A 22,933-nucleotide genomic window follows, 5' to 3' on the forward strand; every position below is an offset into this window, starting at 1 on the left:
ACGGCCTCCTCAGGCGGGTTTCAGGCGATAATGGCTGACCGCCCAGGTGCGGCCTTCGTCGTTGCCGAACAGACCGGCGGTCGCCAGATAGAAACGCCGCCAGCGCCGGGTCCACAGCTTGGCGTCCGCGCCATAGGTCTCGCGCATCAGCACAGCGATCCGGGCCGCATTGCGATCCATATTGGCCAGCCAGTCATTGGCGGTGCGGGCGTAATGGCCGCCGTTCCAGGTCCATTCCTGCTCGACCGCGAACAGGTCAGGGAACTGCCGGATCAGACCGTGGCTGGGCATGACGCCGCCGGTGAAGAAATGCTGGGCGATGAAGTCGCCGCTGTCGGTGTGGTCGAACCGATAGGGGGCGTCGCGGTGGGTGAAGACATGGATGAACATCCGCCCGTCCGGCTTCAGCCAGGACTTCGCCTTGGTCAGCAGCGCGCGCCAGTTGGCCATATGCTCGAACATCTCGACCGAGACGATCCGGTCGAACCTCTGGTCGGTGTCGAACAGGTTCATGTCCTGGGTCACGACCGTCAGATTGCTCAGCCCCCGCGCCCTGGCCTGGGCCTCGATATGACCCCGCTGCCCGTGGCTGTTCGACACCGCCGTGATCTGCGCGCGTGGATAGGTCTCGGCCATCCACAACGACAGCGAGCCCCAGCCGCAGCCCATTTCCAGAATGGTCTGGCCGTCCGCCAGATCGGCGTGCGCGCAGGTCTCCAGCAAGGCGGCCACCTCGGCCTGGTCCAGCGTCTCCGTTCCGGTTGGATACAGGCAGCACGAATATTTCAGCCGCTCGCCCAGGCACAGGCGGAAGAACTCGGGCGGCAGCTCGTAATGCTGCCGGTTCGCCGCATCCGCATGTTCGGCGATGACCCGCTCGGCCATCTCGCGTGCGAACGCCGCCTGATCGTGGGGACCGTCGCGATCCAGCCGCTTGCGCGCCTCCGTCACCAGGCTGTCGATCGCCGGGCGGGTCACGAAATCGGGAAAGGGCGCGTCCTGCAACTGGCGAATGGCGACATTGGTCAGGCTCATAGGGCGTCCGTGGTCAGGCTTGTTCTCTCAATACGCCTGACCGTCATTTACGGATGCACGGGCCTTGAACGGCGCACGACAGAGCCCACATCCAGGATCACACGAACGCGGTTATATGAGGCAGGCCGCCCGCAGCTCCGACACTTCCATCCCCGGACCCGCACGTCGGAAAATACACGAAAATAGACTCAAAAATTATCGAGTGGATTCCGTGTAAAATGCAGCGCCTCCCCCGCCTCCCGACTTGCCCCCCGCCCCCCTCCGCGTTACGCGTGGTCAAACGCGCCGATATTCATCAGGCAGTGAAAAGGGAGAGCGATGGGTAAGATCTACGCTGACGTCACATCCGCGCTAGAGGGCCTGACCTTCGACGGCATGACGGTCATGTCCGGCGGCTTCGGCCTGTGCGGCATCCCCGAAAACCTGATCGCCGCCCTGCGCGACAGCGGCGTCAAAGGCCTGACGGTCATCTCCAACAACGCCGGCGTCGACGGCTTCGGCCTGGGCCAGCTGCTCGGCACCCGCCAGATCGCCAAGATGATCTCGTCCTACGTCGGCGAGAACAAGGAGTTCGAGCGCCAGTATCTGGCCGGCGAGCTGGAGCTGGAGTTCAACCCCCAGGGCACCCTGGCCGAGCGCATCCGCGCCGGCGGCGCCGGCGTCCCCGCCTTCTTCACCGCCACCGGCGTCGGCACCCTGGTCGCCGAGGGCAAGGAGGTCCGCAACTTCAACGGCCGCGACTACGTCATGGAGACCGGCCTGATCGCCGACCTGTCCATCGTCAAGGCCTGGAAGGCCGACGAGCGCGGCAACCTCGTCTTCCGCAAGACCGCCCGCAACTTCAACCCGATGATGGCCACCGCCGGCAAGGTCACGGTCGTCGAGGTCGAGGAGATCGTCCCCGTCGGCGCCCTGGATCCCGACCACATCCACACGCCCGGCGTCTACGTCGACCGCCTGGTCCAGACCGTGTCCGAGAAGCGCATCGAACAGCGAACGGTGCGGCAACGCACGGAAGCCTGACCATGCCGAAGCTCGTCTGGAAGAACATTGAGACCGGGGCGGATATCCTCCCTCCGGCCGATGTCGCTCAGGCAGAGATCGATGCGCTGACCGACCAATTCGAACTGGGCGAAGAGTACTGGCTTAAGCCGAAAAATCGCCCGCAGATCAATCTGGTGGTGCTGGCCGTCAACACGTCTGAAGATGTGACGACGCTTTCAGCCCAACTCGTCTGAAGAGAACCATCATGCCCCGCACACGCGAACAACTGGCCGAACGCGCCGCGCAGGAGCTTCAGGACGGCTTCTATGTGAACCTCGGCATCGGCATCCCGACCCTGGTCGCCAACTACATCCCCGCCGGCATGACCGTGACCCTCCAGTCTGAGAACGGCATGTTGGGCATGGGCCCCTTCCCCTATGAGGGCGACGAGGATCCCGACCTGATCAACGCCGGGAAGCAGACGATCACCGAGATCCCGGAGAGCAGCTACTTCAGCAGCGCCGACAGCTTCGCCATGATCCGCGGCGGCCACATCAACCTGTCGATCCTGGGCGCGATGGAGGTGGCCCAGAACGGCGACATCGCCAACTGGATGATCCCCGGCAAGCTGGTGAAGGGCATGGGCGGCGCCATGGACCTGGTCGCCGGCGTCAAGCGCGTGGTCGTGGTCATGGAGCACGCCAACAAGCATGGCCAGTCCAAGGTATTGAAAGCCTGCACCCTTCCCCTGACCGGCACAGGCGTGGTCAGCCGCATCATCACCGACCTGGCCACCTTCGACGTCAAGCCGGACGGGTCTGGCCTTGAGCTGATCGAACTCGCCGACGGCGTCACCCTGGACGAGGTCGCCGCCAAGACCGAAGCCGCCTACACCGTGGCGGAGGGGCTGAAGGCGGCCTGATCTCCACCTGTTCGGGATCGCCTAATCGAACCTTGTTGGTCGATAACAGCCCCGCTAGTGTGATTCATCCCGAGGTCCTCCGCGATCCTGGGGGTGCGACCCCGGGCGCCCGCCCCCGGCATCCGACGCCTCCCGGGGCGAGAACAGGCGACCTCCGTCACATGGCGACTTCGCTCCAGGCGCGGCCCGCAGACTCCGACGGCACCGCCCTGCCGGACGCGCTCGACCTCGGCGCCCGTCTGATCGCGCGCCAGCCTGGCGACCGCCGCTTCGGCGCCCCGATCCACGCCTGGTACCCCGTGCGCGCCGCACGGACCCGAACCGCCTCGCGGGCCCGGCTTCATGGCGAATGGATCGACCTGCCCGCGACCGTCGCGCCGGACGCCGTCCAGACGACCGCCTGTGGCGGCTGGCGACTGATCAACCGCCTGGGACTGATCTGGGCCTGCCCCGCCGGCTCCATCGACCCGCCGGACCTTCCTCCGACGCCCGAGGCGCCCCTGGCCCTGATCGCCTATTCCAAGGCTCCCGCGCGCGCCGATTACGACCAGGCGGTCCTGGGTCTGCTGGACCCGGCCCATGTGCCGATGATCCATAACGCCTGGTGGTGGCGCAGCCAGGCGCGACGCACCAAGACCAAGAGTTACAGCCCCTCGCCTTTCGGCTTCACCGCCGTCGCGGCCGACGCCTTCGCCTCCACCCCCGCCTATGATCTGGTGTCCGAAGACCGCAAGGTCAGTATCGAGTTCCGCCTGCCGTCGATCCGGCTGGAACGCGTCACGGCCCGCGGGTTCGAGCTGATCAACCTGACCACCGTCACGCCCCAGGCGGAGGGCGACGTCGTGATCCGCAACCTGATCCTCTGCTCGGCCACCGCCCTGCGGTTCGGCAGCCCGCTGCTGTCGGCCTGGGGCCGCACCTTCCTGCGTCAGGATGTTGCCATACTGGAGCGGCTGGAAGGCCGCAGCCCGCATCTGCCGCTGGTCTTCGCCGGCGACCCGGACCGCCCGTCCGCCTTCTATTTCGCCTCGAAGGCCGCCCTGCTCCGCGCCCAGCGCGACGACGCCCCCTACAGGAACCCGGTCGAAGCCGAGTCCCTCCAGTGGGTCACCTGAGCCGGGCGTCCGCCCTCACTTGGCCGACTGTATCGTCCAGTCTGCGATCTGGGTGTTGATGTCCCGCGTCGCCGTGTCGAAGGCGGCGACGATGGCCGACACTCGGTTCTCGCTCGCCGGCTGGGTCACGGTGAACACCCGCTCGACCGACCGTCCCTCTTCAGGGCGGATCGCCGCATCCCCGCCCGCGCGACGCTCGGGCGTCGTGCGCAACTGGGCGCGGGCGGTGATCACCACGTCCGGCGTCGCCCCCCGCGCGGCATAGCGCGCCTCGAAGCTCGTCACCGTCACCTGAAGCACCAGCGGCGGCGTGCCGGGCTCGCGCCGGCCGAGGACGCGGATCTGGTCCGCCCGATTGGCGAACGCCGCCTTCAGGCTGTCGTCGAACAGGGTCGAAGCCGGCGACACCCAGCGCGCGCCGCCGATATAGGCCGTCTCGGTCCCGGTGACGCCCAGGATCCTGTCGTCGCCGCTCGCTGCCGGAAACTCGATCCGGCGGATCGACACCGACAGGGGCGCCGGCGTTTCGCCTTCGACCGACGGCGCATCCAGCGGCAGGCCGAACCGATAGTTCTGCACCGGATCCGGCGTGGACAGCAGCGAACAGCCGCTCAGCGACACGACGACGCCGGCGACGGCGCCCAGTTGAACCAGAGAACGGATCACGGCTGCACCTCCAGCTCTTTCGATTGCGGTTTCCCGATGAAGTCGCGCGGGCTGGCGCGGACGTCGTCGATCAGGGCCTGCAGCGACCGGGTCGCCTCCTGCAGTTCCTCGATGGTTCCGCTCAGTTGCGGCAGGCTGGTCGTCGCGAAGTCGCCCAGCGGTCGTTCCAAGCCGTTGATCGAGCGGTTGGCCGAAGCGATGGCGACACGCGCCTCAGCCGTGGCCTGGTTGATATTGGCGATGGCCTCGCGGCCGTCCGTATTGACCACGGCGCGCAAGTCGGCCGCCAGTCCCTGGTATTCCACTATGGTGGCGTTGGCGTTCTTCACCGCCTCTTCCAGCTCGGCGAAGATGGCCTTGCGGGCCTCCAGCTCGGTCGTCAGGGCCTCGACGTTCTTCACGCTGGTCGAGAAGCTGCGGATATTATCGTCCGACATGACCCGGTTGATCCGGTTCAACGCATCCACCGTCTGAGCCAGCACCGTGCCCGAACCGCTCAGCAGTTCGGCGATGGGCGACGGCTGGCTTTGCAACACCGGCACCACATTGTCCGGATACTGGTCCTTCAGCAGGGCGCTGTTGGGCGAGCCCGCCGTGATCTGGATGTAGTTCAGCCCCGTGATGCCCTGCGGCTCCAGCTGGGCGCGCGAGGTCACGCGGACCGGCGTCGTGCCGTCCACCCGCACCCGGGCGATGACCTGGTCGCCGCGCTTGGTGTCGATGTTCAGGTCCGTCACCTCACCGACGCGGATGCCGTTGAAGTGCACCTCGCCCCCTTCCGACAGGCCGTTGACCGGCCCGTAGAAGACGATGTCGTACAGATCATAGTCGCTGTTGAACTGTAGCCGCGCCAGCCAGATCGTGAACACCGCCAGGGCCGCCAGAAGGCAGACGGTGGCGATCCCGACGGCGGCGTAATGTGCGTCTCTTTCCATACGTGGCTCTCCTCAAGCCGCCTTGGTGGCCGCGCGACCGCGCGGCCCCAGGAAGTATTCCTTGATCCACGGATGATCAGAGCCTTCCAGCTCCTGCACCGTGGCTTTTTCCACGACCCGTTTGTCGGCCAGCACCGCCACCTTGTCGCAGATGGCGTACAGGCTATCGAGGTCGTGTGTGATCATGAAGACGGACAGCCCCAGATCGTCCGACAGCTGGCGGATCAGCTCGTCAAACGCCGCCGCCCCGATGGGGTCCAGCCCTGCCGTCGGCTCGTCCAGAAACACCAGTTCGGGATCCAGCGCCAAGGCCCGCGCCAGGCCGGCCCGCTTCTTCATCCCGCCCGACAGTTCGGCCGGCTTCAGATGATGGTGCTCGGGCTTTAAGCCCACCATGGCGATCTTCAGCTCCGCCAGTTCGTACATGACCGACTTCGGCAGCTTGGTGTGCTCCACCAACGGCGAGGCCACATTCTCGAGCACGGTCAGCGATGAGAACAGCGCCCCCTGCTGAAACAGGATGCCCGTCCTTTGTTCAATGTCCGCGGCCTCGTCGCCGGTCAGGGTGGCGCGGTCATAGCCCAGCACCTTGACCGACCCGCCCTCGGGCTCCTTCAGGCCGATGATGGTGTTCAGCAGCACGGTCTTGCCCGCGCCCGATCCCCCCACCACGCCCATGACCTCGCCCCTCTTGAGGTCGATATCCAGGTTCTCATGGATGGTCCGTTCGCCGAACCGGCTCAACAGGCCGCGCACCTCGATCAGGTTCTCGACCTTGTCTTCCGGCGCGGCGGCCGACATCGTCGCGTCGGTCATATGTCCAGCTCCAGGAAGATCAGGGCGAACAGGGCGTCCAGCAGGATAATGGCGAAGATCGCCTGCACCACCGCCGCCGTCACCCGCCGCCCCAGGCTCTCGACATCGCCCGCCACCGACATGCCCTGACGGCAGCCGATGGCCGCGATCACCAGGGCGAAGACCGGCGCCTTCACCAGCCCCACCATCATGTGCTGGGCCATGGCGCCGTCCTCGACCAGCCGCTGGAAGAAGAAGGCCGGCCCCAGGTTCAGCGAGGTCCAGCAGACGATCAGCCCGCCCAAAAGCCCGCCGATCATCCCCATGAAGGTCAGCAGCGGCAGCATCAGCACCAGGGCCGCCAGACGCGGCACCACCAGAGCCTGGAACGGATTGACGCCCATCACCTGCATGGCGTCGACCTCCTGGTTCATCCGCATCGAACCGATCTCAGCGGCGAAAGCGGAAGACGAGCGCCCGGCCAGCAGGACCGAGGCGATCACCACGGCGAACTCACGGAACATGGCCACGCCGATCAGCTGAACCGCAAACACCTGGGCGCCGAAATCGGTCAGCAGGTCCACGCCGATGAAGGCCACCACCGCCCCGATAAAGAAGTTGGTGATCATCACGATGGGGATGGCGTCCAGCCCAGCGCGCTCGGCCTGGCTGACCCAGGCGGGCCAGCGGATTCCGCCCGGGTGCTTGGCCGCCTCGACCACGGCCGCCATCAACCGCCCCAGGAAGGCCAGCGACAACATCGCCTCGCCCCCGAAATCATAGATGCCGCGCCCGATTTTGGAGAAGCTGCGGGTGAAGGCGCCGGCCCGCGGCGGCGGAGACGGGCTCTTGCGTTCCAGCGTCTCGATCATCGTGTAGATGCGACCGGCCTCAGGCCGATCCGCCCAGGCCGACTCAGGAAGGCCGCAATGCGACGCCTGAACCAGGGCCAGAGCCCCGGCCGTATCGAAACGGCCGAGGTCGCGAGTGTCTATGCTCTCGATCTTGCGACCGTTCAGATCCTTGTCCAGCCTTTGAGGCAGGCGCCCCAGCGCGGTCGTCGTCCAGTCGCCGACAAGACGCAGCTTCGCCGCGCCGTCGCCCGCATCCGTGATTTCGTAATCGGTCTGGCTCATCGCGCCCCGGAAGTCAGAACGGCCCCCGGACGATCCCAAGCTACGCGAGGACCAGCCGAAATCCTGATCCGCCTAATGGTCAAGCCTCCCGGGGAAGTCAACGTGCGATGACATCTGTTTGGCGCTTTCCTTTTGCACTGTGTCGAACCTGCGCGCCCCATTTGATCTCCCTAACCGCCACGCTGACGACCTATGCAAACGCCGCCGAGTGCGATTCGTTCGGGTCTCCACCTTATAAGGCGCACCGTCGCGATCAGATCATCAACGAATCCAGCCGCCAGCGACAGGCCGGAACCCCACGCTCGACATCGGCTGGGCCGACCGCTTAGCGGAGAAGATCGAGCAGCGAGGTGCTGCGAAGCGAATTGATCACCTGGGCCGACGCCTCGATCGCCACCTGGGCCGCCTGCAGGTCGGTGATCGCCTGAGCCGGATCATATCCCGCCTTGTCGGTCATCAGCTTGGTGAGGGCCAGCTTCTGGGATTCGTGCGCATCCAGGGCGGTTTCGACCTGGTTTTGAACCAGGCCGTTCTTGGCCGTCTGGTTCGTCACACCCTCGTTCGCCTTGCTGAACTCCCCCATCTGGGCGGTCAGGAAGGCGACGACGTTCGCGCCGGGCTGACCGGTCAGGGCGCCTGCACCAGCGGGCGTATAGGTGACGCCGCCGATGATCACCGGGGTTCCGTTCTGATAGGCCTGCATGTTGCGAAACACCTCAGTCAGGGGCCCGCCGATCTCGTTGGCCAGAAAGCCCGTCTCGACCATGGTGTTCTCGTCGATGCGCGACTTCTGTTTCAGATCGTCATTGACGAAGGTCGAGGCGGTCGAGGGGGCGGCGGCCAGATCCGCCATCGTATTGGCCGTCGCCGGCGCCGCATCGCCGCGCCCGCCGCCGAACAGATAGGCCCCTTGGTGTTGGGCGTTCAGCCCGCTCTGGACGGTCTGGTACTGAAGACCCAGCTCGGTCATCATATTGGTGATGTTGCCCGCCGCTATGCCGTTGGCGATCGCCTCGCGCGCAGCCGTGCCGGCGTCGTAGATGCGGTTCATCGCCAGGTCCTGAGCGCTCAGCCGCGCCGCCGCGCTCTCGCCCGCCCCGATAAACCCTTCCAGCCGCGCCTGGGTCGAGGTCAGGCTGGTCAGCTGCTCGGCGCCCCGTCCGTAACCGGACATGTCGGTGGCGATGGTCTCGCTGTCGATGCGCTGCTGCGCCAACTCGGCGCGGTTTTGGGCGCTCATCAGATTGAGGAGCGCGGACTGATAATTTCCGAAGGTGGCGACACGCGTCATTGCAGGATCCCGATCAGCACGTCGTACATGTCCTTGCTCGCCTGGATCAGGCGGGCGGAGGCGTTGTAGGCCTGTTGGAAGGTGGTCATGTTGACGAGTTCCTCGTCCATATTGACCCCCTCGGCGGAGTTGCGGCGGCTGTCCGCCTCCTGGGCAAGGGCCGTCGCGGTCTCGCTGGCGGTCTTGGCTGCTGCGGCCTTGCCGCCGATGTCGCCGGCGAAGTCGGCCGCATAGGCCGACAGGCTCTTGGTTCCGCCGCTATTGCCGCCGGCGGCGGCGAAGTTGACGTTCTTGCGGCCTGCATCGGCCAGCAGCAGACCGCCGCGACCGTCGTTCTTGCTCAAGGCCGAAGTTCCCGCCGGCGCCGCTAGGTTCAACTGCGCCAGGGCCAGTTTTTCCGGGTCCTTCTGGATGTCGCTGCGGACGGAATAGGCGCTGGCGCGTGTCGCACCCGTCTCGCCCAGACCAAACAGTTGCGACATCGTCACGCCCGAGGGATTCTGGGTCGTATTGTCCTTTACGACGCTCAGGGTCGTGGAGGCGGAGTCATAGGCCTTGAAGCTCAGCGTCCCCCCGGCGTCCAGACTGAAGGCGCCGTAGCGCCCCACGCCCGCCACCGGATCGTTCAGCGCGGTCAGCAGTTCGCCCATCGTGCCAGTCCCGCTCGGAACGGCGATGGAGATATCCCGCAGCCTTGCGCCCGAGGCGCTGCCGATACGGAAAGTCAGGCTTTCCCCGGTGTCGAAACCATGCTGCGACGTCAGGGTCAGGCCCGTGTCGTAGAAGCTGGGGGTCGTCGTGCTGACCAGGTCGTTCAAGCCGAACCAGTGCGAGAAGCCACGCCCGCCCTTGCTGCTGGGCGTGGTCGCGTCATCGGCGACAGCGACGCCATTGCCGCCCTGCCCCTCGACCCGCAGCTGTCCGTCGAAGAAGCCGACCGTGGCCTCGCCGCCCAACTGAGCATTGACCGTCGCCAGGAAGGTGGTCGGGTCGGCGGCCACCCCGTTGACGGTCATGGTGGCGCCGGAAAAGACGATCTCGGCCGAGGCCTGGATCACGCCCGCGCTGTCCACCGCCGTTATGGTCGTCTTGCCGGTGAAACCTGTCAGGGCGTTCGTCAGCGACTGACCGGTGTTTCGACCGTTCAGCACGGTCGGGGCCGGAACGCTGCTGTTGGCGTTGTGCGCGCGGTTCAGCTCGTCCGCCAGCTTGGCCGTCAGCTCGCCCAGCCGCGCCGCCGCGGCTGGCGCGTCGGTGTCGCGCAACTCGATAAGACCGCGGATCTCGCCCGACGAGACCCCGTCCAACAGCGGCCACCGCGTGCCGTTGGGCTCGGTGACCATGAGGTCGGAGAAGGCCGTAGTGGGATCGACCGTACCCGCAGCCTTGTAGGACAGGGTCGCATGGCCGTCGCCGACCAAGGTCATACCGGCCCCGGTTCGCAGAGTTACGCCCCCGTTGGCCCGCGACTCGATCTTGACGTCCATGTACTGGGACAGCTCGTTGATCAGCGTCTGCTGGGCGTTCTGGGCCCCGGTCACGTCCTGATTGATGATCGAGCCGGCGGCGATCGTCTTGTTCAGCTTGTCGATCTGTTCCAGCAGCGGGTTGACCGTTTCGACGGCGCTCAACAGACGACTGTCCGCCTCCTGCCGCGCCGACTGGATGTCCGCCGCGATGTCCGCAGCATCGTTGAATATGGCCTGGGTCTTGTAGACCGTGTCCTGCCGCGCCGCCGATGAGGTCGGACTTTCGCCCAGGGTCGCATAGCTGGCGAACAGCTTGTCGACCTTGGCGAAGAAACCGCCGTCGCCGCTGGGATCGCCGAACTGGGTCTGGATCTGATCGTACAGTTCGTAACGCACATTCTGGCGCGCGGCGTCGGCGTTCGCCCCCATGCCGGCGGCTTGCAGGAACCGATTGGTGGCCAGACGAACGCGCGAGACATCCACGCCCGCGCCGTAGCCCTCGGTCACGGCGGCGGCCTGATCCGCGATCTTGCGGACATAGCCGGCCGTGTTGACGTTGGCGATATTGTCCGACGTCACGCGCAACTGGGTCTGCGCGGCCTGCAAACCCGTGGTCGCGATGTTCATGATGGACGTCAGCGACATGGAACCGTCTCCCTCGCCTTACCCGGCAGGCCCTGCCCTGCAGCGCGCAAATCTTGCCCGGCCACGCGCCGCCACCGCTCAACCAGAGCGTTGTTTTCAAACGACATTGCCGATCGCGCAGTCTTCATGACCGGTAAGGCGCGCAAGCTCTGGGCCAAATGTGTCGATTACGAAATCTGATGCACCGCTTCCTGACCATATCGACACAGGTTCGATGCATTCGATGCCGGGCAAAAAGTAGCGAAGGGACGGCAAGAAACGACCGACCTCAAGCGCTCAGCCGGCTGGGATGGCAGATTTTCCCCTTTATTTTCAACACCGCTTCAGTTGGCCCGTCCTTTGCGACGGCCGTCCCGAAGAACCAGGCGCAGCAGGCGCCGCCCAGACCCTGAAAGTCGCCTGCGCCCTCATGCCGTCCGCATTCGCCCTGTTCGCCTCCGCCTCTCCGGCCTCCGCCGGAACGCCCGCTGCTGCGGCCGGCGGTACAGACGGCGAGACCGCAGGTCTGTTCTCTTCGAAACTCGCCGACGTCGTCCAAGGCCTGGGCCAGACGGACACGACGAAGGTCGAAGCCCCTCATCGCGCGCCAGGCCGGCTTTCCCTCCAGGCCCTCTCGGCCACGGACCTGAGCGACGCCGAGGCGGCGGCCACCGCGAGTGTCGCTGTCGCTCCCGAAGCGGACGTCGCAGTCGCGCCGGTCACGTCCGAGCTTCCGGCGCCGGGTGAAGAAGACGCGCCGGCGGAAGCCGCCGTTGAGATCTCGGACTCTGAGGCCACGCCTCTGCCGCCGATGGTCCCCCAGACGGCCCCTATCGCCATACCGACCCCGACGCCGCCGGCCGAGTCCGCCTCTATCGCCGGCGCGACCGAGGACGCAGGTCCGGCTCGGACATCCGCCGTCCAGGTCGCCCAGGACGCCCTCGTCCTGACCCCGGCGTCGGGCCTGACCACCGACGGCGCTGCGACGCCCGCAAAGCGGTCTGAATTGGCTGCTTCGTCGTCCTCGACCCAGACGGCGTCCACCCAGGATCAACAGACGGCCGCCGAGACGGCGCTCGCATCTCTTGATGCTGTCACGACCGCGCCGCCGACGCCTGAGGCTGCTCCGCCGCCTCGTCCGGCCGCTACGGCGGTCGCCGCCGCGTCGCCGCCACCGTCAAATTCCGCGGGGTCAGCCTCGGCCAAGGTCGAACCGTCCGTCGCCGTCGCTGCTTCCGCCCTCGAGATGCAGGCGGCCGTCGCAACCGCGACCGAAAAACCGGCGGCGAAGCCTGTTTCCAGCACCCCCGCCAAGCCCGAGGCGACCGAGACGCCACACCTGATCGATCCCTCATCGACCAAGGCAGAAATCAAGGTCTCGGTCCAACCGGCGGCGGCCGCCGCTCAGACCGTCACGCCTGTTCAGACTGCGGCCGTCGTCTCCAACCTGGCGGTTGCTGAAGCGGTCAAGGCTGTGGAGGCCCAGACGGTAGAGGCCCTGGCGGTAGAGACCCAGGCGATGGAAGCCCAGGCAGAAGCGCCTGCGACAGCCCCGTCCGATACCCCCGTCCTCACGCCCAAGGCCGCGCAAGCGTCGCTGGCGGCGTCCCCCAAGGCGGCGGCGGATCCGTCCACGCTTTCGGCCCCTCTGCGCTCTGGACAGGACAAGGGCGCGTCAACTAACGCGACCCCGGCGACGCAAGGCGGATCCGAAGCCCTCGTCACGGACCATGTCGCCATGGCCGACGCCGCATCGACCACGAGTCAGACCCGGCAAGCGACGCTGGGCCAGGCCGCACCGACGACTGACGGCGCGACGCCCGCCGCCGCCCCGCTCATCAACGCTGCTGCGCCATCGCTCGACCCGATGACGCCCGTAGACGCGCCTGCCGAAGCCCGCGCGCTCGACGGGGCGACCATCACGACCCAGGCCGCCGCCTCCTCCCTGTCCCAGGCCACGATCGAAACAACGGCCCATCTCGCCGCCCAGATCGCGCGCAAGCTGGAAGGCCGCTCGACCCGGTTCGACATGGTCCTGACGCCCGAAGATCTGGGTCGGGTCGATGTCAGTCTCGAAATCGGCTCCGACGGCCAGCTGGCCGCCCGTCTCGCCTTCGACAATCCGGCCGCCGCCGCCGAATTGCGCGGCCGGGCGGACGAACTGCGCCGTCAGCTCCAGGACGCCGGTTTCCAGGTCGCGAGCGACTCGCTCGACTTCACCCAACGCGACACCTCGTCCGGCGGCGGTTTCGACCGCCAGCAACAGCAACGCCAGCCCCTGTTTGGCGGCGCCGCGCACCAGACCACCCAGGCCGATCTCTCCGTCACGCCCCCTCCGGGCGCCTGGACCAACCATTCCCAGACGCGCGACCGCGTCGATGTGAGGGTCTGACCCTATGGCTACCGCCATTTCATCCGTCGACGCCCAGGGCCGCCTGACCAGCGGGAAGGCGACCTTGGCCTCCAACATGGAGACCTTCCTCAGCCTGCTGACCACGCAGATGAAGAACCAGGATCCGCTGTCCCCGCTCGATTCCAACGAGTTCACCGCCCAGCTGACCCAGATGTCTGGGGTGGAACAACAGCTGCTGACCAACGACCTGCTGACAAGCTTGGTCAACGCTCAAACCGGCACCCTGGACAGCGCCGCAAACTATATCGGCAAACAGGTGACGGCCGCCTGGACGGCGACGTCCCTGGAAGACGGCAAGGCGAACTGGAGCTACGAACTGGCCGCCACCGCCGACAAGGCGAAGCTGCAGGTGGTCGACAGCACCGGCAAGGTCGTCTGGGAAGGCGATGCGCCGGACAAGACCATCGGCCTACACGACTTCACCTGGGACGGCACGATGACCAACGGCGACAAGGCCGAGGACGGCGGCGTCTATACTCTGAAGGTAACAGCCACCGACGCCAAAGCCGCCAAGATCGAGAGCCAGGCCCTGATCCGCGGCCGCGTCACCGGCGTCGAGATGTACGACGGGTCCCCCTATCTGGTGATCGGCGACTCCATACTTCCGCTTTCGACGGTGATCTCGCTGACCGAGATCACCGCCGCCGCAGACAATGACGATACGGAGAATCCGGACGTCCCGACCGAGGAGGCGGCCGCATGATGCGCTCCGCCGCCTTCCCGATGACTTCCATTCAAGGAGCGTATTCATGAGCTTGAACAGCGCAATGCTGGCAGGCGTGTCCGGCCTGGCCGCCAACTCCGCCGCCCTGGCCGCGATTTCCCAGAACATCGCCAACGTCAACACCGTCGGCTACAAGCGCTCTCAGGGCGAGTTCCAGACCCTGGTCAACAGCCAGACCCGCGCGGGCGGTTCCTATTCCGCGGGCGGCGTCATGTCGAACACCCGCGCCTTCGTCAGTCAAGAAGGCCAGCTCCAGCGCACGACCGAGAACACCGATCTCGCCGTCAGCGGCCAGGGCTTCTTCGTCACCACGACCCAGGCCGAAAACGTCGGCGCCACCGATACGCGCCTGTTCACCCGCGCTGGCGCCTTCCGCGTCGATAACATGGGCTATCTGAAGAACAGCGCCGGTCTGTATCTGCAAGGCTGGCCCGTCGATTCCAACGGCGACATCTCGACCGATCCGTCCGACCTGTCGCGCCTGCGCTCGATCAACATCGGCCAGGTCGGCGGTACGGCTGAACCCACCACCCGCGTTCAGGTCAACGCCAACCTGCGCTCGACCCAGATAGTTTCGACCGCAGCGGCGGCAAGCAAATACACCGGCGTCGATGACGCCGCCGCACCGCCGGTCGAGCACGACATGGAGGTGTCCTACGTCCGCACCGGCGCCAACACCTATGACGTGACGATCAAAACCGGCATCACCAAGATCACCGGCACCGCGACCTATGCGGCCGGCGCCCTGACGAGCTTTGTTCCTTCGGGGGGAACCAACGGTTCAGCTGCGGCGACGGCGACCGCCATCACCATCACGCCAACCAGCGGATCTCCGGCAGTTCCCGGCACGCCCTTCGCGATCAACTTCGCTGACATCGGCATGAGTTCGGACGGCATCGCCAAGACCAAGTATGACCCTTCGGTCAACTCGATGGCGATGTACAACGCCGACGACGACAACCCGGTGGGCGTCAAGCCGGACTTCAAGATGAATATCCCGGTCTCGGACTCCAAGGGCGGCCAGCGCAACCTGGAAATCCGCTTCCTCAAGAGCGCCGAACCGAACCAGTGGTACGCTGAAGTGGTCGCGGTCCCGGCCGACGACGTCGTGACCGGCGCCCCCTACAACAACGGCCAGATCAAGACGGGCCTAATCGCCTTCACCCCATCAGGCCGTCTCGATATCGAGACGATGCAGTCGTGGCCGGCGGGCAAGGGCCTGTTCGACGATCCGGAACAGGCGACCCTGTCCTTCCTGGAATCCGATCCGAGCAATACGATAGACCCCGCCGACCCGACCGATAACGGCAAGGTCAAATGGGCCGATGGCCTGGGCATCGCGGCTCAGACGGTGACCCTCGACCTAAATACCTCCGCCGGTGGTCTCAGCCAGTTGAACACCGCCTCGGTGGTGCAGTCGACCATCACCAACGGCACCGCTTTCGGCAACCTCAGCGAAATCACCATCGACGAAGGCGGCTTCGTGACCGCCATCTTCGACAACGGCGTCATGCGCCGCATCGCCCAGGTCGCCATCGCCACCTTCCCCAGCCCCGACAGCCTGAAAGAAGTTTCGGGCAACGCCTACGCGGTCAGCCTGGAAAGCGGCACCTTCAACCTGAAAGCGGCGGGCACCGGCGGCGCAGGGACCGTGGCGGCCCAACAGCTCGAGTCCTCGACCGTCGATCTGTCGTCTGAATTTACAGGCCTGATCACGACCCAGCGGGCCTATTCGGCCTCGTCCAAGATCATCACCACGGCGGACGAAATGCTCGCCGAACTCATCAACATCAAACGCTGATCGGCGAGTAACTAAACGTTAGTTTCAATGAATCGTCGCTCAAGGAAGGTTTACAGAGTCGTTCGGGCGGGGAAGGATTTTATTCGTTCCTTCACCACGACGCTTAAACCGAACTTAGCGGGCCCGGCCTACATTCATGACACTACGGTGTTGGTGAAAGAGGCATAAGCCCATGTTGCAAGAGCGACGCCTGAATAGCAAAGGCGAACAATACGTGGTCGGACCGACTGGCACGCCCCTGACCCTGAACGATCTGCCGCCGTCCAATACGGATCGGTGGGTGATCCGCCGCAAGGCCGAGGTTGTCGCCGCCGTTCGCGGCGGCCTGCTCAGCCTTGACGACGCTCTGGCGAAGTACCGCCTGACGGCGGAAGAATTCCTCGCTTGGCAGAAGGCCATCGACAAATGGGGCATGCAGGGTCTGCGCACGACGCGAATCCAAAGCTACCGCTCCTGAGGCTTCTCCCCGAAGACGACCCAGAAGAAGGGGCCGCATCCGGAAACGGGTGCGGCCCTTGTCGTTGCGGCTGGCTGGCGTTGGCCTGAGCGGGCAGATGGACTATTCTGCCGTACATGGCCGACCTCGCTCTGACACTGCCCGATCCGTTGGTTCAGTTTATCGACCGCCACGTGGGGCCGAACGGATTTGTCGACAGACAAAGCGCCATTGCGGCTGTTGTCGCCGACTGGCGTGACAAGACGGAACGTTTCGAAGCGCTGGTCCAGGAAGGCTTGGACGCCCTCGACGCCGGTGATTGCGAGGAAGTCCAGGATATCAAAGCCTGGCTTGACGGTCTGGGCCGCGATTGAAAGCAAGCATAATCGCCTCGCCGGCGCGCAGAGACATTGATCGTCTACTGGTCTCGAGCCGCAAATCTTTCGGAGAGGCGGCTGCAGATCGGTATCGCAGTTTGATCCTGAGTGGCCTGATGATGATACGCGACGATCCCGGCGGACCAAAGGCTCACCCGCTCAAGGTCACCCGCCCTGGCGTGCTTTCACTGCACCTCAGAGCCGTTCCCTCGCAGGTCCAAAGACCCCGCCATCGTCTGGTTTATATCGTAAAGGACCAGACAGTCGTCGTGCTCCGCGTCCTCCATGATAGAATGGATATCGACACCGCTTTTCGCTGAGGCCTCGAATTCGCGCCGGTTCCGCACTAAATGGCGGCGATGACCCTGGTCGAAGACCTTTGCCCCGTTCCTGATATTCGCCGCACCGACATGGATGCGGCGGTAGAGAGCGCGCGGGCGGCGGTCGGCCTGCCGGTCGGGGCGCGCATCGTCGCGGCCATGTCGGGCGGCGTGGACTCCACCGTCGTCGCCGCCCTGCTGCACAAGGCGGGCTATGACGTCGTCGGCGTGACCCTGCAACTCTACGACCACGGCGCGGCGCTGAAGAAGAAGGGCGCCTGCTGCGCGGGCCAGGACATCCACGACGCCCGGCTGGCCGCCGAAATGATCGGCATCCCCCACTATGTCCTGGACTATGAAAGCCGGTTCAAGGACGCGGTGATCGATCAGTTCGCCGACAGTTATCTGAAGGGCCAGACCCCGGTCCCCTGCATCCGCTGCAATCAGACGGTCAAGTTCCGCGACCTGCTGGACGTCGCCCGCGACCTGGGCGCCGAGGCCATGGCGACGGGCCACTATGTCCGCCGCGCCGCCGTCGGCAATCGCTCGCAGATGCGCAAGGCGATCGACCATTCGCGCGACCAGTCCTATTTCCTGTTCGCCACCACCCAGGACCAGCTCGACTATCTGCGCTTCCCCCTGGCTGATCTGGAAAAGCCCCAGGTGCGCGGCGTCGCCGCCGAACTGGGCCTGAAGATCGCCGCCAAGCCGGACAGCCAGGACATCTGTTTCGTCCCTTCCGGCGACTATCGCACCCTGATCGACCGCCTGCGTCCGCAGGGGCGCGAGGCCGGCGAGATCGTGCACATGGACGGCCGGGTGCTGGGAACCCACGCCGGCATCACCGACTACACCATCGGCCAGCGCCGAGGCCTGAACGTCGCCGTGGGCGAGCCCCTGTTCGTCGTCAAGCTGGAGCCCGAAACCCGCCGCGTCATCGTCGGCCCGCGCGAAGCCCTGCTGACCGCGTCCCTGACGCTGGAAGAAACCAACTGGCTGGGCGACGAAGCCACGATCCAGGAGGCCGCCACGTCCGGCCTACCCGTCCTGGCCCGCGTCCGCTCGACGCGCCAGCCCTCGCCCGCCCGTCTGGCTCTGATCGACGGTGATGTCCGCATCGTCTTCGACGAGGGCGAAGAAGGCGTCGCCCCCGGCCAGGCCTGCGCCCTGTACGACCCGACCGACCCCGACCGCGTCCTGGGCGGCGGCTTCATCCGCGATACGACGGCCGTCGCGGTCTGAGCCTCAGCGCGCGGATCGCCCGCCCTCGCGCGGCCGATAATCCAGCCTCACGCGGAACTCGCGCGTCCGCCAGGTCGTATCGGCCGGCGGCCGGGGAAAGGGCTCTGCGGCCCTGATCTGGCTCAGCGTCGCGGCGTCCAGCGCGGCCCGGCCGCTGCCGGTCAATATACGCTCGTTGCTGACCCGCCCCCGCCGATCCAGGGTGAAGGCGACCGTCACCATGCCCGTGACCCCGCCGGGGTGGCGCTTGTGCGTCTCCACCCAGCGCAGGACCTGGGCGTAATAGTCGTCCACCTGGGCGCCGGCATTGGCGCCGGTCGTCGCCGCCGCCCCGCCGCCCGTCATACCCCGCCGCGAATCCCGCGCCCCATCCGCGCCCGCCTCTCCCCGGCCCGTCCCTTCGGTCTGGATCGTCGCGAGCGGCGCCGAGGCGACGGACGCCAGGGCGATGGGCGTCGTCTCCAGCGCAGGGAATGGGGTCGGCGTCACCCGCGCCTCCAGTGGGGTCGGCGCAGTCTTGGGCGTCGGCTTCCGGGCTGTTTCGGCGGCGTCTTCAGCCTTGGCCGCCGTCGAATCCGTCGATCCGTTTACACTGTCAAAGGCCGCACGCGGCGTCAGCGTCAACTCGATCACCGGCGCCCCGCCCTGGTCCGGCGCAGGCGCGCGCACGGCGTCTACGGTCAGAAGGGCCAGCAGGCCCATCTGGACAACGGCGACGACCGCTCCGGTCCCCGCCTTGACGAGTGGGGAAACAAACTCGGACGGCATGCGCGACCGAATAGAACCGGATTGTTGAGAACGCAACTAAGAATGAGTTGCATGTAGGTTTTCTTGGGCGTAAGTCGCGGCCCCTTCTGTTTGGGCTCGGGGTCACCATCATGCGTCTTGTTTTCGTCTCATCCGCCAGTGTGGCGGCGCTTCTGCTGGCCGGCGCCGCGCAAGCGCAAACCACGCCCCAAACGGATGAAGCCATTCCCACCGTAGTCGTCACCGACGAATCGAAGGCCTCCGCCGCCTACAGCTTCGGCTCCGCCGTCGATTCCGGCACGACGGTCTTCAGCGGCGAGTCGGTCCAGGACCGGGCTCCCGGCTCAGGCGACGCCAACCAACTCCTGAAGCTGGCCCCGACCGTCCAGTTCAGCGCTGACGAAGGCATGGCTGACGACGAGAGCCTTCAAGACCTGCGCCCCTCGCGCATCTCGATTTCCGGGTCCAGCTACCTGGACAACCTCTTCGTCCTGGACGGCGTCGGCGTGAACTCGCGTCTCGACACATTCAACACCAATGCCCAGCACTATGACGAAGTCGCCGGCGCGGCTTCGGCCCAGTCCATCTGGGTCGATTCCAGCCTGGTCGGCGAGATAAAGCTGATCGATTCGAACGTCTCGGCGGAGTACGGCGGCTTCCTGGGCGGGGTGGTCGATATCAAGACCCGCGCCCCGGCCCATACCTATGGCGCGACGGCCTATTACGGCTTCACCCAGACGGACATGGCCAGCTATCGGATGACCGACGCCGTGCGCGCCGAGCTGAATGGCGTCTATCCCGACAAGCCCGACTACGACAAGTCGCGCTACGGCTTCACCGTCGATCTGCCGGTGAATGATCGCCTGCGTCTGATCGGCGGCTACAACTACTCAGAGGCCACGGTCACCTACTATCGCGGCGACACCTACGGCGGCGGACCGTTCGGCCAAACCAGCAAGAGCGAGAACTTCCTGCTGAAGGGCGAGTACGACCTGGCGGCGGACCTGACGCTGGACGGCCAGATCACCTGGAGCCCCTACGAGAGCATGAACGCCTCGGGCAACGGGATAGACAACCAGATGTACCAGCACGGCGGCGGCCTGGCCTCCAACCTGCGCCTGCGTGGCAAGCGTGGGATCGCCGACTGGAGCGTCCAACTGACCTACGCCGACTCCGACAACGACCGCGACGCCCCCGCCATAAACCTCAGCCTTCCCTCGTCCGTCGCCAGCGTCGACTGGTGCACCAGCACCAACTGCACCATGGGCAGTTTCGGCGATCTGGAACAGTCGCAGCAGGACTACGGCCTCAAGACGACCTGGTCGCAACCCCTAGCCGGCGGCAAGCTGACCGCAGGCTTCGACTTCACCCATACGACGGCGGAAAAGAACCGCCCTCAGGACAACTACGCCTATTCACGCAGCACGGTCAGTTCGGCGATCAAATGCCTTTACCCGGAAGAGGCGGCGGCCCTCACCTGCGTCCCCGGCTCCTACGTCCTGGCGCAATATTCGATCTATAAGGCCTACCAGACCGAGGTGGATCTGCAGACCTACAGCCTTTGGGGCAACTACAACTTCGACTGGCGCGGCTTCGACGTCCGGGCTGGTCTCCGCTACGATCACGAGACCTTCCTGGGCAACCACGACTTCTCGCCGCGCCTGTCCGTCGCCCACGACCTGCCCTGGTTCGGCATGACCGCGACGGTCGGTCTGAACCGCTACTACAGCCGCGGCTTCCTGGGTTACGCTCTGCGTGAAAACGCACCCGACAACTACACCTATCGCCGCACCGCTTCAGGCGGCGTTTACGGTGACTGGACATTGTATTCCCACACGTCGTCGGCTCGATATTCGGACTCCGATCTGAAGACGCCCTATTCCGACGAACTGACGGCGGCCGTCAGCGGCGGCCTGCTGGGCGGCGAATACCGGATCAAGGGCATACTGCGCGAAGGCCACGACCAGTTCTCGCTCACCACGACCACCGAGACCTATGTCAGCGACACCTCGGGGACGCGTTCCCGCACGGTCTCGACCGCGGACAACGACGGCTCCTCCAGCTATCGCGGCCTGTCGGTCGAATGGCTGCGCAACTTCGGCCGCCACACGATCTCGTTCAACAGCAACTTCTCCCACACCGAAACCTCGGCGATGGAGTACTATGACGAGCTTGAGGATACGGCGGCCGAGCTGGTCTATTACAAGGGCGAAGTCGTCTCGATGTGGAAGGCGCTGGCCGACAACCAGCGCCCGGAATACGCATCCCCCATCATCATCAACGCCGACTGGGGATCGACCTGGCTGAACGGCCGGATCCGCACCAACGTCAACGCCCGCTTCAAGGACGAGTTCAAACAGGTCGAGGACACGGGCGAAAACATCACCGTCGGCGGCTCGTCCTACGACGTCTACGGCGAGGTCCAGTACGACGCCTCCATCGACACCAATCTGTCGCTTCAAGCCGAGATCGCCCGCAGCCAGTTTGGCACGGCGACCCTGGACCTGCGGGTCAACAACCTGTTCGACACCATCCGCAACAACAACTCGACCGCCACGACCCAGCCCTATCAGCTGGGCCGGAACATCTGGGTCACGCTGAAGTACAAGTACTGAAGACATTGAAGCCCGCCCGCGACATCACCGCCCTCGTCGTCGCCGTCCTTGCGCTCCATCTGGGCGTGGGGGCGGCGGTGTCGCGCGTCCAAACGCCGTCCAGCGACGGCGAGCTCCGCCTCGCCTACGCCGGCGCGCCCGAGACCTGGCCCCGCCCGCTCCTGCAAGAGGGCGCGACCTTCGCCGAGTTCGCCCCCCTGCCCCCGGCGCCCGAGCCGACCGACAATCCGACCACCCCGGAGAAGGCCGCCCTGGGCCAGCGCCTGTTCGAGGATCCGAAACTGTCCGCCTCGGGCCAGATCGCCTGCGCCTCCTGCCATGCGCGGGAACTGGGCTTCGCCGACGGTCTCCGCACCTCCTTCGGTCATGACCGCCAGAGGGGTCGGCGCAACGCCCCCTCGGTGGCCACCGCCGCCTGGGCGACCAGCCTGTTCTGGGACGGTCGGGTGAAGACCCTGGAAGAGCAGAGCCTGCACCCCATCGTCGACGCCAAGGAGATGGCCGCCGACCTGCCCGTGGTCACTGCCCGCATCGCCGCCGACCCGTCCTACGCCGCCCCCTTCGCCCAGGCCTTCGGCTCGTCCGAGGTCACCACCGACCGCATCGCCAAGGCCCTGGCCGCCTTCCAGCGCACCCTGAAGCCCCGCAGCGGCCCCTACGCCCGCTTCCTGGCCGGCCGGGCCGACGCCCTGAATGACCAACAGCTGCGCGGCCTGCACCTGTTCCGCACCAAGGCCGGCTGCGCCAACTGCCACTCCGGCCCCCTGCTCAGCGACCAGAAATTCCACAATCTGGGCCTCAGCTTCTACGGTCGCGAACGCCAGGATCTGGGCCGCTATGACGTCACCCGCGACCCCGCCGACGTCGGCGCCTTCCGAACGCCCTCCCTGCTGAACATCAGCCGTACCGGCCCCTGGATGCACAACGGCCTGTTGCCGACGCTGGATGGCGTGGTCGCCCTCTACGACGCCGGCGGCGCCCGCCCCCGCCCCGGTCCGGACCAGAAGGACGATCCCCTCTTCCCCACCACCGATCCCCTGCTGGCGAAACGGAACCTGACACCCCAGGAACGCGCCGACCTCGTCGCCTTCCTGGAGGCGCTTTAGCGGTCAGTCGAATAAATGGGAGACAGGCCGTCTTTGTGGAGATTTGATGGAGAACGTCAGTATTTTGCGCGAATACTCGAACTGTCGCCATACATCAATAATGCATCCGAGCGTTACACAGCTGTAAAGTGCGCATCGCAATAGTGCCGTAATCCCCCAGCGACCAAGCAGGGGATATAA

21 protein-coding genes are annotated in these 22,933 nt (G+C 65.9%); 13 read left to right on the plus strand and 8 right to left on the minus strand.

What is annotated here, in order from left to right; all coding sequences use genetic code 11:
• Positions 1 to 9: 9 nt before the first annotated feature.
• Positions 10 to 1,035, minus strand: a complete 1,026-nt coding sequence (locus ACW177_RS12480; RefSeq protein ID WP_492026013.1) for an SAM-dependent methyltransferase — start codon at positions 1,033 to 1,035, stop codon at positions 10 to 12.
• Between the two features lie 318 nt (positions 1,036 to 1,353).
• On the opposite strand from ACW177_RS12480, the gene ACW177_RS12485 reads away from it, so the two are divergent.
• The 4 genes from ACW177_RS12485 (at position 1,354) to ACW177_RS12500 (ending at position 4,056) form a co-directional block, all read left to right on the plus strand.
• The gene (locus ACW177_RS12485; RefSeq protein ID WP_492026014.1) at positions 1,354 to 2,058 is read left to right on the plus strand and encodes a CoA transferase subunit A; all 705 of its coding nucleotides are present in this window, start codon (positions 1,354 to 1,356) and stop codon (positions 2,056 to 2,058) included.
• A gap of 2 nt (positions 2,059 to 2,060) precedes the next feature.
• Positions 2,061 to 2,273, plus strand: a complete 213-nt coding sequence (locus tag ACW177_RS12490) for a hypothetical protein (protein ID WP_492026015.1) — start codon at positions 2,061 to 2,063, stop codon at positions 2,271 to 2,273.
• Between the two features lie 11 nt (positions 2,274 to 2,284).
• Positions 2,285 to 2,941, plus strand: a complete 657-nt coding sequence (locus ACW177_RS12495; RefSeq protein WP_492026016.1) for a 3-oxoacid CoA-transferase subunit B — start codon at positions 2,285 to 2,287, stop codon at positions 2,939 to 2,941.
• Between the two features lie 161 nt (positions 2,942 to 3,102).
• The gene (locus tag ACW177_RS12500; protein ID WP_492026017.1) at positions 3,103 to 4,056 is read left to right on the plus strand and encodes a hypothetical protein; all 954 of its coding nucleotides are present in this window, start codon (positions 3,103 to 3,105) and stop codon (positions 4,054 to 4,056) included.
• 15 nt (positions 4,057 to 4,071) lie between these two features.
• On the opposite strand, the gene ACW177_RS12505 is transcribed toward ACW177_RS12500, so the two are convergent.
• The 6 genes from ACW177_RS12505 to flgK all read right to left on the minus strand — a co-directional run bounded on the left by ACW177_RS12505 (position 4,072) and on the right by flgK (position 10,993).
• A complete protein-coding gene (locus ACW177_RS12505) occupies positions 4,072 to 4,722 on the minus strand; it encodes an ABC-type transport auxiliary lipoprotein family protein (RefSeq protein WP_492026018.1) in 651 nt (216 codons plus the stop codon).
• Positions 4,719 to 5,657: an MlaD family protein gene (locus tag ACW177_RS12510; RefSeq protein ID WP_492026019.1), complete on the minus strand. Its 939-nt coding sequence runs from the start codon at positions 5,655 to 5,657 to the stop codon at positions 4,719 to 4,721. The genes ACW177_RS12505 and ACW177_RS12510 overlap by 4 nt, the downstream gene beginning before the upstream one ends.
• A 12-nt stretch (positions 5,658 to 5,669) precedes the next feature.
• On the minus strand, positions 5,670 to 6,473 hold the full coding sequence (locus ACW177_RS12515; RefSeq protein ID WP_492026020.1) for an ABC transporter ATP-binding protein: 804 nt from the start codon (positions 6,471 to 6,473) through the stop codon (positions 5,670 to 5,672).
• Entirely contained in the window at positions 6,470 to 7,588 is a 1,119-nt protein-coding gene (locus tag ACW177_RS12520) for an MlaE family ABC transporter permease (protein WP_492026021.1), read from the minus strand. Before ACW177_RS12520 ends, ACW177_RS12515 begins: the two co-directional genes overlap by 4 nt.
• Before the next feature lie 325 nt (positions 7,589 to 7,913).
• On the minus strand, positions 7,914 to 8,879 hold the full coding sequence (locus tag ACW177_RS12525) for a flagellin (RefSeq protein ID WP_492026022.1): 966 nt from the start codon (positions 8,877 to 8,879) through the stop codon (positions 7,914 to 7,916).
• Positions 8,876 to 10,993: a flagellar hook-associated protein FlgK gene (flgK, locus tag ACW177_RS12530; RefSeq protein ID WP_492026023.1), complete on the minus strand. Its 2,118-nt coding sequence runs from the start codon at positions 10,991 to 10,993 to the stop codon at positions 8,876 to 8,878. The genes ACW177_RS12525 and flgK overlap by 4 nt, the downstream gene beginning before the upstream one ends.
• Positions 10,994 to 11,402: 409 nt before the next feature.
• On the opposite strand from flgK, the gene ACW177_RS12535 reads away from it, so the two are divergent.
• From ACW177_RS12535 to mnmA, 7 genes are all read left to right on the plus strand, one after another.
• Positions 11,403 to 13,364, plus strand: coding sequence for a flagellar hook-length control protein FliK (locus ACW177_RS12535; protein ID WP_492026024.1), 1,962 nt, complete (start codon positions 11,403 to 11,405; stop codon positions 13,362 to 13,364).
• Between the two features lie 4 nt (positions 13,365 to 13,368).
• Positions 13,369 to 14,088 (plus strand): flagellar hook assembly protein FlgD, encoded by a 720-nt coding sequence (locus ACW177_RS12540; RefSeq protein ID WP_492026025.1) that lies wholly within the window; start codon positions 13,369 to 13,371, stop codon positions 14,086 to 14,088.
• A 46-nt stretch (positions 14,089 to 14,134) separates the two neighbouring features.
• Positions 14,135 to 15,910, plus strand: a complete 1,776-nt coding sequence (gene flgE, locus ACW177_RS12545) for a flagellar hook protein FlgE (protein WP_492026026.1) — start codon at positions 14,135 to 14,137, stop codon at positions 15,908 to 15,910.
• Positions 15,911 to 16,082: 172 nt separating this feature from the next.
• Positions 16,083 to 16,367, plus strand: coding sequence for a CtrA inhibitor SciP (gene sciP / locus ACW177_RS12550; RefSeq protein ID WP_026108337.1), 285 nt, complete (start codon positions 16,083 to 16,085; stop codon positions 16,365 to 16,367).
• A gap of 116 nt (positions 16,368 to 16,483) precedes the next feature.
• Positions 16,484 to 16,720 (plus strand): hypothetical protein, encoded by a 237-nt coding sequence (locus ACW177_RS12555; RefSeq protein ID WP_492026027.1) that lies wholly within the window; start codon positions 16,484 to 16,486, stop codon positions 16,718 to 16,720.
• On the plus strand, positions 16,717 to 17,043 hold the full coding sequence (locus tag ACW177_RS12560) for a type II toxin-antitoxin system RelE/ParE family toxin (RefSeq protein WP_492026028.1): 327 nt from the start codon (positions 16,717 to 16,719) through the stop codon (positions 17,041 to 17,043). The genes ACW177_RS12555 and ACW177_RS12560 overlap by 4 nt, the downstream gene beginning before the upstream one ends.
• 30 nt (positions 17,044 to 17,073) lie before the next feature.
• Entirely contained in the window at positions 17,074 to 18,285 is a 1,212-nt protein-coding gene (mnmA, locus tag ACW177_RS12565) for a tRNA 2-thiouridine(34) synthase MnmA (RefSeq protein ID WP_492026029.1), read from the plus strand.
• Between the two features lie 3 nt (positions 18,286 to 18,288).
• Here the strand turns inward: mnmA and ACW177_RS12570 are convergent, their stop codons facing one another.
• A complete protein-coding gene (locus ACW177_RS12570; RefSeq protein WP_492026030.1) occupies positions 18,289 to 19,053 on the minus strand; it encodes a TonB family protein in 765 nt (254 codons plus the stop codon).
• Between the two features lie 110 nt (positions 19,054 to 19,163).
• Here ACW177_RS12570 and ACW177_RS12575 point away from each other — a divergent pair, with 110 nt between their 5' ends.
• Positions 19,164 to 21,647: a TonB-dependent receptor plug domain-containing protein gene (locus tag ACW177_RS12575; protein ID WP_492026031.1), complete on the plus strand. Its 2,484-nt coding sequence runs from the start codon at positions 19,164 to 19,166 to the stop codon at positions 21,645 to 21,647.
• Between the two features lie 5 nt (positions 21,648 to 21,652).
• Positions 21,653 to 22,753 (plus strand): cytochrome-c peroxidase, encoded by a 1,101-nt coding sequence (locus tag ACW177_RS12580; protein ID WP_492026032.1) that lies wholly within the window; start codon positions 21,653 to 21,655, stop codon positions 22,751 to 22,753.
• Positions 22,754 to 22,933 lie beyond the last annotated feature (180 nt).

It is taken from the genome of Brevundimonas sp. AVps23W, from assembly GCF_058681395.1.

Bases quoted from the DNA above. Each gene is read 5' to 3' on its own strand.
- ACW177_RS12480 (WP_492026013.1), bottom strand. From the start codon at position 1,035: ATGAGCCTGACCAATGTCGCCATTCGCCAGTTGCAGGACGCGCCCTTT.
- ACW177_RS12485 (WP_492026014.1), top strand. From the start codon at position 1,354: ATGGGTAAGATCTACGCTGACGTCACATCCGCGCTAGAGGGCCTGACC.
- ACW177_RS12490 (WP_492026015.1), top strand. From the start codon at position 2,061: ATGCCGAAGCTCGTCTGGAAGAACATTGAGACCGGGGCGGATATCCTC.
- ACW177_RS12495 (WP_492026016.1), top strand. From the start codon at position 2,285: ATGCCCCGCACACGCGAACAACTGGCCGAACGCGCCGCGCAGGAGCTT.
- ACW177_RS12500 (WP_492026017.1), top strand. From the start codon at position 3,103: ATGGCGACTTCGCTCCAGGCGCGGCCCGCAGACTCCGACGGCACCGCC.
- ACW177_RS12510 (WP_492026019.1), bottom strand. From the start codon at position 5,657: ATGGAAAGAGACGCACATTACGCCGCCGTCGGGATCGCCACCGTCTGC.
- ACW177_RS12515 (WP_492026020.1), bottom strand. From the start codon at position 6,473: ATGACCGACGCGACGATGTCGGCCGCCGCGCCGGAAGACAAGGTCGAG.
- ACW177_RS12520 (WP_492026021.1), bottom strand. From the start codon at position 7,588: ATGAGCCAGACCGATTACGAAATCACGGATGCGGGCGACGGCGCGGCG.
- ACW177_RS12525 (WP_492026022.1), bottom strand. From the start codon at position 8,879: ATGACGCGTGTCGCCACCTTCGGAAATTATCAGTCCGCGCTCCTCAAT.
- flgK (WP_492026023.1), bottom strand. From the start codon at position 10,993: ATGTCGCTGACGTCCATCATGAACATCGCGACCACGGGTTTGCAGGCC.
- ACW177_RS12535 (WP_492026024.1), top strand. From the start codon at position 11,403: ATGCCGTCCGCATTCGCCCTGTTCGCCTCCGCCTCTCCGGCCTCCGCC.
- ACW177_RS12540 (WP_492026025.1), top strand. From the start codon at position 13,369: ATGGCTACCGCCATTTCATCCGTCGACGCCCAGGGCCGCCTGACCAGC.
- flgE (WP_492026026.1), top strand. From the start codon at position 14,135: ATGAGCTTGAACAGCGCAATGCTGGCAGGCGTGTCCGGCCTGGCCGCC.
- sciP (WP_026108337.1), top strand. From the start codon at position 16,083: ATGTTGCAAGAGCGACGCCTGAATAGCAAAGGCGAACAATACGTGGTC.
- ACW177_RS12555 (WP_492026027.1), top strand. From the start codon at position 16,484: ATGGCCGACCTCGCTCTGACACTGCCCGATCCGTTGGTTCAGTTTATC.
- mnmA (WP_492026029.1), top strand. From the start codon at position 17,074: ATGGCGGCGATGACCCTGGTCGAAGACCTTTGCCCCGTTCCTGATATT.
- ACW177_RS12570 (WP_492026030.1), bottom strand. From the start codon at position 19,053: ATGCCGTCCGAGTTTGTTTCCCCACTCGTCAAGGCGGGGACCGGAGCG.
- ACW177_RS12575 (WP_492026031.1), top strand. From the start codon at position 19,164: ATGCGTCTTGTTTTCGTCTCATCCGCCAGTGTGGCGGCGCTTCTGCTG.